General features: G+C 74.7%; 11 protein-coding genes and 1 pseudogene. 6 read left to right on the forward strand and 6 right to left on the reverse strand.

Features of this window, described 5'->3' with window-relative positions:
* Nucleotides 1-28: 28 nt before the first annotated feature.
* The 3 genes and pseudogenes from RM555_RS05595 to RM555_RS05605 all read left to right on the forward strand — a co-directional run bounded on the left by RM555_RS05595 (nt 29) and on the right by RM555_RS05605 (nt 3,876).
* A complete protein-coding gene (locus tag RM555_RS05595) occupies nt 29-1,681 on the forward strand; it encodes a PspC domain-containing protein (protein ID WP_311410758.1) in 1,653 nt (550 codons plus the stop codon).
* Nucleotides 1,678-1,861 (forward strand): annotated as a pseudogene (locus tag RM555_RS05600) (hypothetical protein); the annotation flags it as partial. The gene RM555_RS05595 and the pseudogene RM555_RS05600, both read left to right, overlap by 4 nt.
* Nucleotides 1,862-2,622: 761 nt before the next feature.
* The gene (locus tag RM555_RS05605; protein WP_311410759.1) at nt 2,623-3,876 is read left to right on the forward strand and encodes a phosphatidylserine decarboxylase; all 1,254 of its coding nucleotides are present in this window, start codon (nt 2,623-2,625) and stop codon (nt 3,874-3,876) included.
* A gap of 64 nt (nt 3,877-3,940) precedes the next feature.
* Here the strand turns inward: RM555_RS05605 and RM555_RS05610 are convergent, their stop codons facing one another.
* From RM555_RS05610 to RM555_RS05620, 3 genes are all read right to left on the reverse strand, one after another.
* Nucleotides 3,941-4,861, reverse strand: a complete 921-nt coding sequence (locus RM555_RS05610; protein WP_311410760.1) for a CDP-alcohol phosphatidyltransferase family protein — start codon at nt 4,859-4,861, stop codon at nt 3,941-3,943.
* A gap of 362 nt (nt 4,862-5,223) precedes the next feature.
* Nucleotides 5,224-6,144 carry an NUDIX hydrolase gene (locus tag RM555_RS05615; RefSeq protein WP_311410761.1) on the reverse strand — a complete coding sequence of 307 codons (921 nt, stop codon included), beginning with the start codon at nt 6,142-6,144 and terminating at the stop codon, nt 5,224-5,226.
* A 117-nt stretch (nt 6,145-6,261) separates the two neighbouring features.
* Nucleotides 6,262-7,209, reverse strand: a complete 948-nt coding sequence (locus RM555_RS05620) for an NUDIX hydrolase (RefSeq protein ID WP_311410762.1) — start codon at nt 7,207-7,209, stop codon at nt 6,262-6,264.
* Between the two features lie 144 nt (nt 7,210-7,353).
* Between RM555_RS05620 and RM555_RS05625 the strand changes: the two genes are divergently transcribed.
* On the forward strand, nt 7,354-7,668 hold the full coding sequence (locus tag RM555_RS05625; RefSeq protein ID WP_311410763.1) for a PspC domain-containing protein: 315 nt from the start codon (nt 7,354-7,356) through the stop codon (nt 7,666-7,668).
* 7 nt (nt 7,669-7,675) lie between these two features.
* Here RM555_RS05625 and guaA read toward each other — a convergent pair whose 3' ends face one another.
* Both guaA and RM555_RS05635 read right to left on the reverse strand, forming a co-directional pair.
* On the reverse strand, nt 7,676-9,232 hold the full coding sequence (gene guaA, locus RM555_RS05630; RefSeq protein WP_311410764.1) for a glutamine-hydrolyzing GMP synthase: 1,557 nt from the start codon (nt 9,230-9,232) through the stop codon (nt 7,676-7,678).
* A 46-nt stretch (nt 9,233-9,278) separates the two neighbouring features.
* Nucleotides 9,279-10,103: a bacteriorhodopsin gene (locus tag RM555_RS05635; RefSeq protein ID WP_311410765.1), complete on the reverse strand. Its 825-nt coding sequence runs from the start codon at nt 10,101-10,103 to the stop codon at nt 9,279-9,281.
* Between the two features lie 214 nt (nt 10,104-10,317).
* On the opposite strand from RM555_RS05635, the gene RM555_RS05640 reads away from it, so the two are divergent.
* Both RM555_RS05640 and RM555_RS05645 read left to right on the forward strand, forming a co-directional pair.
* Nucleotides 10,318-11,016 carry a bacteriorhodopsin gene (locus tag RM555_RS05640; RefSeq protein ID WP_311410766.1) on the forward strand — a complete coding sequence of 233 codons (699 nt, stop codon included), beginning with the start codon at nt 10,318-10,320 and terminating at the stop codon, nt 11,014-11,016.
* Nucleotides 10,994-12,106: a Brp/Blh family beta-carotene 15,15'-dioxygenase gene (locus tag RM555_RS05645; RefSeq protein WP_311410767.1), complete on the forward strand. Its 1,113-nt coding sequence runs from the start codon at nt 10,994-10,996 to the stop codon at nt 12,104-12,106. Before RM555_RS05640 ends, RM555_RS05645 begins: the two co-directional genes overlap by 23 nt.
* A gap of 16 nt (nt 12,107-12,122) precedes the next feature.
* Here the strand turns inward: RM555_RS05645 and RM555_RS05650 are convergent, their stop codons facing one another.
* Entirely contained in the window at nt 12,123-13,820 is a 1,698-nt protein-coding gene (locus RM555_RS05650; RefSeq protein ID WP_311410768.1) for a GMC family oxidoreductase, read from the reverse strand.
* Between the last annotated feature and the right edge of the window lie 68 nt (nt 13,821-13,888).

The raw sequence follows: 13,888 nt of genomic DNA on the forward strand, positions 1-13,888 counted from the left end.
CGCCGGGTCGGGGCAGCAGGATCGAGGCATGACCGAGGAAGCTGCCCAGCCCGCCGACCCCGGGGCCGCTCAGCCGGGTGGGCCACCGCCGACCGCGACACCGCCCGCCGGCGCCGCGGCGCCGCCCCCCGTGGCCGCGCCGCCCCCCGCCGGGGACGCGGGTGGGACGCCACCGCCCGGCGCCGGGCCGGGCCCCGGACCACAGCCGTCGTTCGGCGGCGCCGGCTTCACCTCGCGGTACGGGCTGGTGCGCCCCCGCGACGGCCGCTACCTGGCCGGCGTCTGCGCCGCCATCGGCCGGGCCACCAACACCGACCCGGTCCTCTGGCGGGTGCTGCTGGCGGTGCTCGGCTTCTTCGGCGGCATCGGCATCCTGGTCTACGTCACCGCCTGGCTGATCATCCCGGGCGAGGGGGACAGCGCCTCCCCCGTCGAGTCCATGCTGGGCCGGGGCCGGTCCAGCATGTCCCCGGTCACGGTGATCGTGCTGAGCATCCTGGTCGCGATCAGTTTCGGCTACATCGTCACGGACGCGTTCCGGGCGGTGCTGCTCGGCGCCACGATCCTGATCGGCGGCGCGCTGCTGCTCAACCGCGACAACAGGGCCGCCCAGGGCGCGCCGGCCGGTCCCGTCCCGCCCGTTCCGCCCACCGCCCCGCCCGGGCCGGTGCCCCCGGTCGGCCATCCCGTCCCGGTCGCGTACCCGGCCCCGCCGACCGTGGCCGTGGCCCCCGGGGCGGGCCCGGTCCCGGCCCCGCCGGCGACCGTCGCCCAGCCCGCCTGGAGCGCCCCGGCCACCCCACCGACCGCCGACCTGCCCGCCTGGCCGCCGGCCGCCCCGGCCCCGCCCGCCCGTCCACCCGTGGGTACGCCTACCGTCGGCTGGCCCCCGGCACCGCCCACGTCCGGCTGGCCCGCCGCGACCTCGGGCGCACCGGGACCGGGCCACCCGGTGTCCCCGCCCCGGCCTCCGGGCTACCGCCCCCCGTTCGCCCCGCACGGCCCGTACGCCGGGCAGACCGTCGTGCCGCCCGCACCGCGCAAGCCGCCGAAGCCGCCGAAGCGACCGAAGGAGCGCTCCCCCCTCGGCGCGGTGACGTTCTCGCTGATCTTCCTCGCCCTGGGCGTGGTCGCCGTCGTCGACCTGCTGGACGTCTACGACATCGGGGCGTCGGCCTACTTCGCGGCCACACTGGCCACCATCGGGCTCGGCCTGCTGGTCGGCACCTGGTTCGGACGGGCCCGCTGGCTCATCGCGCTCGGCGTGGTGGCCGCCGCCGCGCTCGGGGTGGCCACCGTGGCCGAGTCCTACGACCGGATCCGGGGCGTCGACGGCAACGTCACCTGGGCGCCCACCGACCACCGCGACCTCGCCCTGCGGTACGAGAACAGCTTCGGCGACACGGTCCTGGACCTGCGCGCGGTCGACTTCGACAAGAAGAACACCGAGATCACCGTCTCCGTCAACTTCGGCGAGTGCACGGTGGTGGTGCCGCCGAACGTCGACGTCACCACGGTGGCCGACGTCAACGCCGGCGACGCGGTCGTCTTCGGCAAGCACTCCGGCGGGCTGGCGGGCGAGCTGCGGGAGACGACCGACCTGGGTCCGGACGGCCCCGGCGGCGGCACGCTGCGCCTCTACATCCACATCAACGCCGGCAACCTGGAGGTGACCCGGTGAAGGCCCACCGCACCGACATCGTGTCCTTCGCCTTCGGGCTGATCTTCCTCGGTCTCGCCGCGTGGTGGCTGCTCGCCCAGTTGCTCGGGCTCGCCCTCCCGCCGGTCGGCTGGTTCCTGGCCGGCGCGCTGATCCTGATCGGCCTGCTGGGCCTGCTGGGCGCGCTGCGCTCCGGGCGGTCCGGCGGCGCGCCCGCGCCCGGCGGCGCCCCCTCCGATGCCGCCCCCTCCGATGTCGCCCGCGCCGACGCCACCGCCTCCGACGCGGTCCTCCCGGACACCGTCGTGCCCGTCTCCACCCCGCCGGGTGCGGATCCGGCGGGCCGGGCGACGGACCGACAGGCCACCGGGATCGACCCGACCCGCTGGGACCTCGACCGGCCCGCCCCGGCCGACGAGCCGACGGAGTGGGGCGGCCGGCGCTCCGACTGGGGCGAACCGACCGACTGGGGCGCGCGGTCCGAGTGGGACGTCTCCGCGCCGACGACCGGTGCACCGACGACGGCCGGACGACCGACGAGCGGACAGACCGCGGAGGAGCCGACGATCGCCGGGGCGACGACGGAAGGGTTGACGACAGGCAGGCAGACGACGGGCGGGCCGACGACGGGTGGCCTGCGGGCCGGGGACGAGGCCGACGAGTGGCCGACGGAGGCCGTCACCGACGTCCGGCCCGAGGCGGTCGAGGACCGCGCCGCCGACGAGGACGCCCGGTTCCGGCGGACCGACGGGCCGCCGGCCGGTGGGGAGCACCCGCGCGGCTGACCACAGCGGTGCGGCCGGCGTCGGCGGCGGCCTATGCTGGCCGTGGAGAACTCGCCTCCGCCGGCCGGCCCGCGCCGACCTGGCCGCCGCACCGACCTGGTCGCCGCGCCGGCCGGACGCGCCGCCGTGGCGGTCCCGCCGCGATTCCCGTCTCTACCCGTCAGGAGTCCGTCCGACATGACGCAGTCCCCCGCCGTGCGCACCTTCGGCCGGTCCGGTCCGGTCCGCATCGGCGAGCGAGCCGCCCGTACCCTCGTCTCCGAGCTCGCCCGGATCAACGATCCGAAGGCCGCGCTGCTGGTCGGCGCGACGCCCGAGTCCGCGGTGCTGACCGCGGCGATCGACGCGCTGCTGCCCGGCGACACCCTCACCCTGGTGCCCGCCGGGTCGGCCTCCCCGGCGGCCCTCCGGGAGCACGTCATCGCCCAGGGTCGCTGGGTGGCCGACCGGGTCCGCGTGGTCGACACCCTCGCCGAGGCCGAGCCGGCCGCGGTGGTCGTCGCCGGGGAGCCGCTGACCGGCACGGCCGACGAGACCCGCGCCGCCGTCGAGGGCCTGACGAAGTACCTCGCCGACGGCGCGGTGCTGAGCGTGGCCACGACCGCGACGCCGGGACGTACCGCGGGCGCCGCCGCCGAGCTGGACCGGCAGGGCGCGCTGTACGGCGTCGGGGTCGACCTGGTGCTGCGCAACACGCCGCCGCTGCGGGTGTACCGGCTCCGCTACACCCCGGCCGACGCCGCGTCGGCGGCCCGGCTGGCGCCGGCGTACCGCCCGTCCAGCGTCCCGCTGACCCGTGGCATGCACATCGACTCCAACGGGGTGGCCGCGGCCGGCATCGCGCTGGGCCTGGCCGCGGTGGCCCGGGCGACCCGGCCGAAGTCGAAGCTCTGGCTGCTCCCGGCCCTGGCCGCCGCCCCGGTGGCCGCCTTCTTCCGGGATCCGGAGCGCGACGTGCCGGAGGACTCGTCGGCGGTGGTCGCCTCGGCCGACGGTCGGGTGCTGTCCGTGCAGCGGCTGCACGACGAGCGCTTCGGCGAGGGCGAGTGGCTGCGGATCGCGGTCTTCCTGTCGGTGCTGGACGTGCACGTCAACCGTGCCCCGGTGGCCGGCAAGGTGGTCGACTACTTCGTCGCCGACGGTGGCTTCGCCAACGCGATGAAGCCGGCGGCGGAGCACAACGTGGCCGCGTACACGGTGCTGGACACCGCGCGCGGCACGGTGGTCGTGGCGCAGCGCACGGGCCTGATCGCCCGCCGGATCGTGCAGCGGGCGCCGATCGGCGCGCTGCTGGCCCGGGGCGAGCGCTTCGGGCTGATCCGGTTCGGCTCGCGCACCGACGTCTACCTGCCGGCGGACGCGGCGGAGCCGCTGGTCGGCCCCGGGGACAAGGTCGTCGGGGGCTCGACCGTCATCGCCCGCTGGCGCTGAGGCCCGGCCGCACGACACGAAGAAGGGGCGCCGCGATCGCGGCGCCCCTTCTCTCGTACGTGTGTCAGGCGGTGCGGCGCTGACGCAGCCAGAGCACCGGGCCGCTGACCAGGTAACCGACCACGATCAGCGCGAAGGTGAGCCGGATGTCGATCAGCGCGCCGATCACCGGGGCCAGCCACAGCCACGGCGGCAGCTTCACCAGCCGGGCCAGCTTCGCGTAGGGGAAGCTGGAGACCATGGCGAAGGCGAGCAGCGCCACGCCGGCGACCAGGACGATCCCCGGCACCGGCAGCCCGATGGCGACGGTCAGCGCGAGCACTGCGGCGGCCATGGTGGTGGGGACGCCGCAGAAGAACCGGCCGTCCTTCGGCGAGACGTTGAACCGGGCGAGCCGGATCGCCGCGCACGCCGCGACGAGCGCGCAGGCCACCGCGGCGGCCGGCGTGGAGACCGAACCGGCCAGCGAGGCGTAGACCACCACGGGGGCGGCGAGGCCGAACGAGCACATGTCGGCCAGCGAGTCCATCTGCGCGCCGAACGGGCTGGCCACGCCGAACTTGCGGGCGAGCGCGCCGTCGAGGCCGTCGAAGACGACGCAGGCGATCAGGCAGAGTGCGGCGACGCGCACCTCGCCCTGCATGGCCAGGAAGATGGCCAGCATGCCGAGCATCAGGCTGCTGAGTGTGCAGGCGTTGACCACCGCGAACTTCATCCGGCGGGCGACCGTCCGCTCGCCCGGAAGCAGCGGGATCGACATCCCCGACTCGTCGTCGACCGGAGTCGTGGGGCCGAGCGCGGGGCTGACCGGGACGATCGAGGCGACGTCGGCGCGCTCGACCCGGGTGAGTCCGTAGCGGCGTCGCGGCCGGTCGGCGTAGCGGTGCTCGGGCATCGAGAGGTCGCTGGTCGCGTGCAGGTCGCCGTCGCGGCGCCCCACCCGGACCAGCAGCACCTGCCGGGCGAGCGTGCTGCTGCGGCGCAACGGGCCCGCCCAACGACGCCCTGCGGGACGCGGACTGTCAGTGGTACGACGCCGGCGCCATGGGGCTCTCGGCACGTTTCCTCCATCACCGGATCGGTTTACCGTCGCGAGGGCGGCCGTCCGGCTGTCTCGTGCCGGACCATTCTGGCCCGGCAGCCGTTTTGCGGAGTACACCATCGCATAGGGGAACGGGGGTTGGCGATAGCTGCCGGCGGTACTTATATCTGGTCTAACCGCGCGTACCGCTCTCTTATTCCCATCTCGGGCTCCATCGCCCGTTTCCTCCACCAACCCCACATCGAATGTACCGGACCCCGTCTCCGTCGGCTCGGTGAGCGGGTGCCGGGGACACCGATGTCCGGTTACGGACGCTCGTCGGCAGGGGCATTGGCCAGCGCCAGTGCGGCGATCCCGCTCAGCGGCAGCCCGGCGAGTTTCTCCGGGCTGAACCAGCCCGCACGGGCGGTGGAGCCGCCGGCGAGCTCGGTCACCCGCGGCTCCGTGGGCGCGTCCACCGCCACCCGGTAGAGCACCCGGATGCCGTGCCAGTCGAGCGGGCGCCCCTCCGGGCCCAGCGCGGCCGGGTTGTGCAGGTTGTCGACGCCGATCAGCTCGACCACCCGACCGAGCTGCCCGGACTCCTCGACCAGTTCGCGCAGCAGCGCGGCGACCGGCTGCTCTCCGTGGTCGGTCCCGCCGCCGGGCAGGTGCCACCGGCCGGCGCCCGGGTAACCGTCGGCGATCATCGTGAGCAGCACCCGGCCGGCAGGGTCGGTGACCAGGCCGTACGCCCCGAAGCGCTGCCTCCGGTCGGGCGGGGCGGCCGGCCCTTCCGCCGGTGAGCGGGGCAGCTCCGGCGGCAGGGGCGACACGGGCAGGCCGAGCAGCTCGGCGGTGAACGGCATCAGCGGGACCGTCGCCGCCTCGGCGGTCGTGAACCAGGCCACATCGTCGCTGCCGCCGGCCGGCTCCGGCCGGGGTTCGCCGCCCCGCACGGTGACGTCGAAGACCACGCGGTCGGTGTGCACCGCGACCTCGGCGGCACGGAAGGTCGTCACGTCGGCGGACACCGCCCGCAGCCCGGTCACCTCGATGAGGAGGCCGGTCTCCTCGGCGAACTCGCGGACCACCGCGTGCGCCGGATGCTCGGCGTGCTCGACCCCGCCGCCGGGAAGCTGCCAGACGCCCGGGAACGGGCACGGGCCGGAGCCCCGGGCCAACAGCACCCGCCCGTCCGAGCCCCGACACACCCCGTACGCGCCGACCCGCCGCCGCTGTTCCACCCGCCCGCACTCCCCCGCCCGCGCCGACCCGTTCCGTCGATCATGAGGTTAGCCGCACCGGGTCCGGCGTGCCGCCCGGTCAACCTCATGATCAACGAACAGTGGGGACGGGGGCGGTCAGGCCAGGCGGGCGGCCTGGACGGCTTCCGCCGTCACCTCGGTCAGGCGGTCGGTGGGGAGGGCGCCCAGTTCCTCGCGGCCGAACCAGCGGGCCTCGCAGGTGGAGCCGCCGACGTCGGCGACGGTGGGCGGGGCCGGCTTGTCGACCACGACGCGGTAGAAGGCGCGGACGCCGTGCCAGTCGATCGGGTAGCCCTCGGGGCCGAGGGAGGCCGCGTCCCGGTGGCTGGCCACCCCGAGCAGCTCGACGAGGCGCCCGGTCTGCCCGGTCTCCTCGACCAGCTCCCGGATCAGGGCGGCGCCGGGCTGCTCGCCGTAGTCGGTGCCACCGCCGGGCAGGTGCCAGCAGCCCGCGCCCGGGTAGCCGTCGGAGACCCGGGTGAGCAGCACCCGGTCGTCCGGGTCGGTCACCACGGCGTACGCGGCGAAGCGCTGGGCCCGGTGCAGCCCGTCGGGGCCGGGCACGGCGTAGAACGAGGGGAACTCCGGTGCCTCGTCCGGGACGATGTCGGCGGACGAGGCGGGCAGGCCCAGGGCCCGCGCGGTGAACGACCGCAGCGGCAGCTCGCGGGCCTCCGCCGGGGTGAACCAGCGGACCAGGTCGGTCGGCCGGTCGATCCGGTCGGCGAGCGTCCCGCCCCGGACCGAGACCTGGTAGATCAGGCGGTCGGTGTGGATGGTGATGCCCCGCTCCGGCAGCGCCCGCATGTCGGCGAGCACGTCGTGCAGGCCCGCGACGGTGACGGAGAGGCCGGTCTCGGCGGCGGTCTCCCGGACGACGGTGTGGTGCGGGTCCTCACCGTGGTCGACCGCCCCGCCGGGCAGCGACCACGTGCCGGGGGTGCCGGAGCGCTCCGATGCGCGGACCAGCAACACCCGGCCGACTGAATCAGCACAAACTGCATATGCCGCGATCCTGCGGAGCGGCTCCAGCATGGTGGTCACGGGGGCAAATTCTCCCCGGCCCGGGTTACCTCCATCGAAAAGAGTCAGATTCCTGACTGAATGCTCGCGCCTCAGGGGCGGGTCAGGGTAGGGATCCGGGCGGTCACCGAGGACGGCCCGACGACGGGCGCGGACCGTGGAGACATGACCTACACCGCTCCTCCCCAGCCCCCGTACAAGCAGCTCCGTCGCCCCGTCACGGACCGGATGATCGCCGGAGTGGCCAGCGGCCTCGGCCGGTACTTCGCCGTCGACCCCACCCTGGTCCGGGTGGTCTTCGCGGTCGCCGGCCTGCTCACCGGCGGGCTCGCGCTGCTCGCGTACCCGATCATGTGGTTCCTGATGCCCGAGGAGCCGGCCGACGCGCCCGCCTGGCCGCACCCGGCGCAGGCCCCGCCCACGGTGGCGCAGCCGACCGTGGCGCAGCCCGTGCCGCCGACCTATCCGCCGGCGGCGTGAGGCGGGATCACTCCCACTCGATCGTGCCCGGCGGCTTGCTCGTGACGTCCAGCACCACGCGGTTGACCTCGGCGACCTCGTTGGTGATCCGGGTGGAGATCCGCGCCACCACCTCGTAGGGCAGCCGGGACCAGTCGGCGGTCATCGCGTCCTCGCTGGAGACGGGCCGCAGCACCACGGGGTGCCCGTAGCTGCGGCCGTCGCCCTGCACGCCGACGCTGCGCACGTCGGCCAGGAGCACGACGGGGAACTGCCAGACGCCCCGGTCCAGGCCGGCGGCGGTCAGCTCCTCGCGGGCGATCAGGTCGGCCCGCCGGAGCAGGTCGAGCCGCTCCCGGTCGACCGCGCCGATGATCCGGATGGCCAGGCCGGGGCCCGGGAACGGGTGCCGCCAGACCATCGCCTCGGGCAGGCCGAGCTGGAGGCCGAGCGCCCGGACCTCGTCCTTGAACAGCGTGCGCAGCGGCTCGACCAGCGCGAACTTCAGGTCCTCCGGCAGGCCGCCGACGTTGTGATGGCTCTTGATGTTGGCGGTGCCGGTGCCGCCGCCGGACTCGACGACGTCCGGGTAGAGGGTGCCCTGGACGAGGAACTCGACGTCGCCGTGGGCGGCGACCTCCCGCGCGGCGGCCTCGAAGACCCGGATGAACTCGCGGCCGATGATCTTGCGCTTCTGCTCCGGGTCGGTCACCCCGGCCAGGGCGCCGAGGAACCGGTCGGCCGCGTCGACCACCTTGAGCTTGATCCCGGTGGCGGCGACGTAGTCCTTCTCCACCTGCTCGGCCTCGCCGGCGCGCAGCAGGCCGTGGTCGACGAAGACGCAGGTGAGCTGGTCGCCGACGGCCCTGTGCACCAGCGCGGCGGCGACGGCCGAGTCGACCCCGCCGCTCAGCCCGCAGATGACCTCCTTGTCGCCGACCTGCTCGCGGATCCGGGCGACCTGCTCGTCGATGATGTTCTCGGGCGTCCAGGTCGGCGCGATGCCGGCGATGTCGTGCAGGAAGCGGCGCAGCATCTCCTGGCCGTGCGCGGTGTGCCCGACCTCCGGGTGGAACTGCACACCGGCCCGGCGGCCGGCCACGTCCTCGAACGCGGCGACCGGCGCGCCCGCCGACTCGGCCGTCACCGTGAAGCCTGCCGGGGCCTCGGTCACGCAGTCACCGTGGCTCATCCAGACCGGCAGGTCGGCCGGCAGGTCGCGGAGCAGCACGCCCGGGTCGAGCAGGCGGGGGCGCAGCGGGGTGCCGCCGTACTCGCGGTTGCCGGTGCGGGCCACCGTGCCGCCGAGCGCCTGGGCCATCGCCTGGAAGCCGTAGCAGATGCCGAAGACCGGCACCCCGGCCTCGAACATGCCGGCGTCGATCTGCGGGGCACCCGGCGCGTAGACGCTGGACGGGCCGCCGGAGAGGATGATCGCCGCCGGGTCCTTCGCCAGCATCTCGGCGACCGGCATCGAGTGCGGCACGATCTCGGAATAGACGTTGGCCTCACGCACCCGACGCGCGATGAGCTGGGCGTACTGGGCTCCGAAGTCCACCACGAGGACGGGGCGAGGCGTGCTCATGGCAGCAGATCCTACCGACGGCACCCGCGCCTCCCCCGCCGGTCCGTCACCGCGCCGCCGCCGTGATCCCCCCGCGCGGGCGGGCGACGTCGTCCTCGACCGCCGGGGCGTACCCCTCGGCGACGCTGACCTTGCGCGCGATGACGCCGAGCAGCACGCCGTAGATCACCTTGGAGGTGATGTCGGCCACGGTGTAGGTGATCTGCCTCGCCACCACCCCGTCGGCGGAGTCCCACATCGCCGGCATCAGATAGGCACCCGGGTAGAGCAGCCAGGAGACGAGCACCAGCCACCAGACGGCGCGCGCGGGACCCCGGGCGGACTCCGGCAGCCGGGCCAGGCTGCCGAAGATCACCCGGGCGACCAGGAGGAGCAGGAACACGAAGAACGCCGTGCTGACCAGCCCCCAGACCCAGTACGGGGCCGAGCGGTCCACCTCGTGGAACTGCCCGGCGTAGCCGGTGTAGATCATCCCGAGGCCGCCGACCACGAACATCGCCCAGTTGCGGTGGAACGCCCGACCGGTGATCCCCAGCACGATGAGCAACTGGATCAGCAGGACGGGGACGTCGATGGACCAGTTCATGTACCGGTAGCCGTTGGAGAAGAGCACGTCCGACTGGACGTAGGCCGTCCCGTTCCAGGTGAACGCCTGGCGCCAGCGCTCCGAGAGCACCCACAGCTCGAAGAAGGCCGACACCATCACCACGGCGGAGAGCACCGAGGCGAGCTGGTAGCGCGGTGCCGCAGAGCCGCGGGTCGCGAGGAAGTAGACCAGCCCGGCAGCCATCACCCCGAAGCCCAAGGTGAGCACGTGGGACACCAGCGTGTACTGGGTGACGTTGTAACTGAACAGGTTCTCGAAGTTCACGCTGACCTCACGGCTTCCTGCGCGGCTTGAATCGCCGCTATTGCCCCCGTAGAGGGCTTTTGACGCGTATAGGTTATCTGTGCCAGCCGGCACCGGACCCCTGAACGCGATCTCCACCGGCGTGCCGGCAGCGGCGCCCCGGCGTACCCCCGGGTCGTCACAAGCGGCAGCCCGGCGGGCGCGGCGCCGCCCGGGAGCCGGCCGAGGAGCGGACATGACCGAGTGGTGGCTGTGGACGTACGTGGCCGCCATGGCGGGCGGGGTCCTGCTGTTCAGCCGGTGGCGCGCGGACCCGCGGGGAGTCCCGCGCAGCGAATACCGGGTGGCGATCGCGATCCCGCTCTGGTCCGGCTTCTGGTATCTCGTCATGGCGCTCGGCGGCGGGCGGGCGGAGGTGGCCGGCCACACGGTCTACTGGGCGCGCTACGTCGACTGGGTGGTCACCGCCCCGCTGCTGCTGGTGGCCCTGATGCTGACCGGGACGCATTCCCTGCCCGGACGCCGTTGGCGGCTGATGACCGCCCTCGTCGGGGCGAACGTGGTGGTGATCCTCAGCGGCCTGGCAGCCGATCTCACCGCGAACGCCACATCCCGCTACGGCCTGTACGCGATCGGGATGCTGTCCCTGCTCGCGGTCTACGCTCTGGTCTGGGGACCGCTGCGTGCCCACGCCCACCGCCAGCCGGAACGGATCGCGGCCGTCTACACGGAGGCCGCCCTTCTGCTCAGCGTGCTCTGGGCCGGTTACCCGCTGTTCTGGCTCCTCGGCCCGTCCGGGGTGGGCCTGCTCGGTTCCACCACCACGAGCATGCTCTTCGTCGGGCTGTCCATCCTGTCGAAGGTGGGCTGGAGCATCGTCGATCTCAGCCGGCTACGCACCCTGTCCGACCGTGGTCACCTCACCGTCGTCTGATCCGGCCAGGGGCGTCGCCCCTCCGGTGCCGGTGGCCCAGGACCGGGCCCGTCCCCGGCGCCGACCGTCGTCCGCGTACGGAACCAAGGCGCCGGCGCAGCAGCCGGACCGGCTGCTGCGAGGTGCCGGGACCGCCTCGCAGCTCGCGCTCGGCGGGCTGCTGGCGCTGGCACCGCTGATCGGCGCCGCCGGGCTCGCCGGCTCGCCGGGCTTCCTGATCGCGGGACTGCTCCTCGGGCTCCCGCACGGCGCGGTCGACCATCTCGTGCCCGCCTGGCTGGCGGCGCGCGCCCGGCCGCTGCCGGCGCGCGTGGCGCTGCTGGTGGTCTACACCGCCGTGGCCGGCGCCGGGCTGGTGGCCTTCCGGGCCGCACCGGACCTGGCGCTGGTCGGGTTCCTCGTCGTGTCCGTCGTCCACTTCGGCACCGCCGACGTGGCGTTCCACGCCGAGCGGGACCGCCGGCCCGTGCGGCCCGGGGTGACGGCCGTGCTCGCGTACGGAGGACCGCCCGTGGTCGTTCCGTTGGCGCTGTGGCGGGACCAGGTCGACCCGTTGCTGGCGACGGTGGCCCCTCGGGCACCGACGCTGCTCGCCGTCGAGGTGCGGGCACTGGCGTTCGCCGCCGTGCTGTGCGCGGTCGTGGTCACCGTGCGCCGGGACCTGCGCGCCGGACGCACCCGCGACGCGCATCAGCCCGTCCTCCTCGTCGGGCTGTTCGCCACCGTGCCGCCGGCCCTGGCCATCGGTGCGTACTTCGCGTTCTGGCACTCCTGCCGCCACGTCGCCCGACTGCTGCGGCACGACCCACGCAACACCGCCGACCTGGCCGCCGGGAGGGTCGGCCGGCCGCTGCGTCGCTTCGCCCGGCAGGCGGCGGCTCCCACGGTGCTCGCCGTCGCCGCCCTGACCGCCCTGATCACCTGGCCCGGCCACCGGGCGGACCCGCTGCCCGCGACGTTCGCCGTGCTGGCCGCGCTGACCCTCCCGCACGCGGTGCTGGTCGCCTGGACGGACCGACGCGGATCCGGGTCCCCGTCCCGGGCGGATGGCGGGCTGCTCCCCGGCCGGGACACCCGGCGCCACAGTTGACCGGGCACCGGCCCTGTCACGTCCGCAGGGCGCCGGGGGCGCCAGCCGGGACGGCCGGGTGGTGGGGCGGCACCGGGGGGAGGCGGCGGTACGGCGAGCCCACGGGCGGCCTCGGGTCCTGCTCGCCCTTGTTGGGCCAGAACGACATCGCCCGTTCCGCCTGGGCGGTGATGGTCAGCGACGGGTTCACCCCGAGGTTCGCCGAGACCGCCGCGCCGTCGACCACGTGCAGCCCCGGGTGGCCGAACACCCGGTGCCACGGGTCGATCACGCCGTCGGCCGCGGTGGCGCCGATCACCGCTCCGCCGAGGATGTGTGCGGTCATCGGGATGTCGAACGGCTCGGTCAGGGCGCCGCCGGGCGTACCGCCGATCTCCTCGGCCAGCAGGCGGGCCGCCTGGTTGCCGGCCGGGATCCAGGTCGGGTTTGGCGCGCCGTGGCCCGGCCCGGAGACCAGGTGCCGGCCGAACGGGCCGCGCCGCAGCCGGGTGGTCAGCGAGTTGTCCACCGACTGCATGACCAGGGCGATCACCGTCCGCTCCGACCAGCCGCGCACCGACAGCAGCCGGGCCGCCGTGCCGGGCTGGCGCAGCAGGATCCCCAGCCAGCGGCGGACCCGGCGCGGCCCGCCGTCGACCAGCAGCGACTGGAGCAGGCCCATCGCGTTCGAGCCCCGGCCGTAGCGGACCGGCTCGACGTGGGTCTGCGGGTCGGGGTGGAACGAGCTGGTGATCGCCACCCCCTCGGTGAAGTCGAGCCCCTCGGCGCGGGCCTGCCGGCGGGGCACCGAGGCGCCGAGGATCGCCTCCGAGTTGGTCCGGGTCAGCTCGCCGAGGCGGGGCGAGAGCGCGGGCAGGGCACCCTCCGCCTTCATCGCGTGCAGCAGCCGCTGGGTGCCGAGCGCGCCGGCCGCGAAGACCACCTGGTCGGCGTGGATCACCTGCCGCCGCGCGCGCAGCCAGGCCCCCGTGCGCACCGTGTGCACCGCGTATCCGCCGTCGCCGGTTGGGCGGACGGCCGTGACCGTCGTCAGCGGGTGCACCCGCGCGCCGAGTCGCTCGGCCAGCCAGAGGTAGTTCTTGACCAGCGTGTTCTTCGCGCCCTGCCGGCAGCCGGTCATGCACGCGCCGCAGTGCGTGCAGCCGGTGCGCTCCGGCCCGGCGCCGCCGAAGTAGGGGTCGGTGGCCCGCTGGCCGGGGCGACCGATGAACACGCCGACCGGGGTGGCGTGGTGGGTGTGCCCCACCCCCATCCGGTCGGCCACCGCCCGCATCGCCCGGTCCGCGCGGGTGACGAGCGGGTACGTGGTGGCGCCGAGCATCCGCCTCGCCTGGTCGTAGTGGCCGGCCAGCTCGTCACGCCAGTCGGTGACGTCCCGCCACTGCGGGTCGGTGTAGAAGGCGTCCAGCGGCTCGTAGAGGGTGTTCGCGTAGACCAGTGAGCCGCCGCCGACCCCGGCGCCGGAGAGCACCAGCACGCCGCCGCCGGCCTTCCGGTCGGCCGGGCGCAGCAGGGTGAGCCGCTGGAGGCCGTAGCAGCCGAGGCGGGGCGCCCACAGGAAGCGCCGCAGCCGCCAGGAGGTCTGCGGGAACTCGTCGTCGGCGAAGCGACGCCCGGCCTCCAGCACCCCGACCGAGTAGCCCTTCTCGGCCAGCCGGAGCGCGGTGACGCTGCCGCCGAAGCCGGACCCGATGACGAGCACGTCGTACCGCATGACCGCATCATTACCGCTCGGTAGCCATCGCGCCAGCGCCCGATTTCGCGGGATCATGCTCCGGTCCA

The organism is Micromonospora reichwaldensis, from assembly GCF_031845925.1.
GTDB lineage: Bacteria > Actinomycetota > Actinomycetes > Mycobacteriales > Micromonosporaceae > Micromonospora > Micromonospora reichwaldensis.

Coding starts and splice junctions, on each gene's coding strand:
- RM555_RS05595 (WP_311410758.1), top strand. CDS start 29: ATGACCGAGGAAGCTGCCCAGCCCGCCGACCCCGGGGCCGCTCAGCCG.
- RM555_RS05605 (WP_311410759.1), top strand. CDS start 2,623: ATGACGCAGTCCCCCGCCGTGCGCACCTTCGGCCGGTCCGGTCCGGTC.
- RM555_RS05625 (WP_311410763.1), top strand. CDS start 7,354: ATGACCTACACCGCTCCTCCCCAGCCCCCGTACAAGCAGCTCCGTCGC.
- guaA (WP_311410764.1), bottom strand. CDS start 9,232: ATGAGCACGCCTCGCCCCGTCCTCGTGGTGGACTTCGGAGCCCAGTAC.
- RM555_RS05640 (WP_311410766.1), top strand. CDS start 10,318: ATGACCGAGTGGTGGCTGTGGACGTACGTGGCCGCCATGGCGGGCGGG.
- RM555_RS05650 (WP_311410768.1), bottom strand. CDS start 13,820: ATGCGGTACGACGTGCTCGTCATCGGGTCCGGCTTCGGCGGCAGCGTC.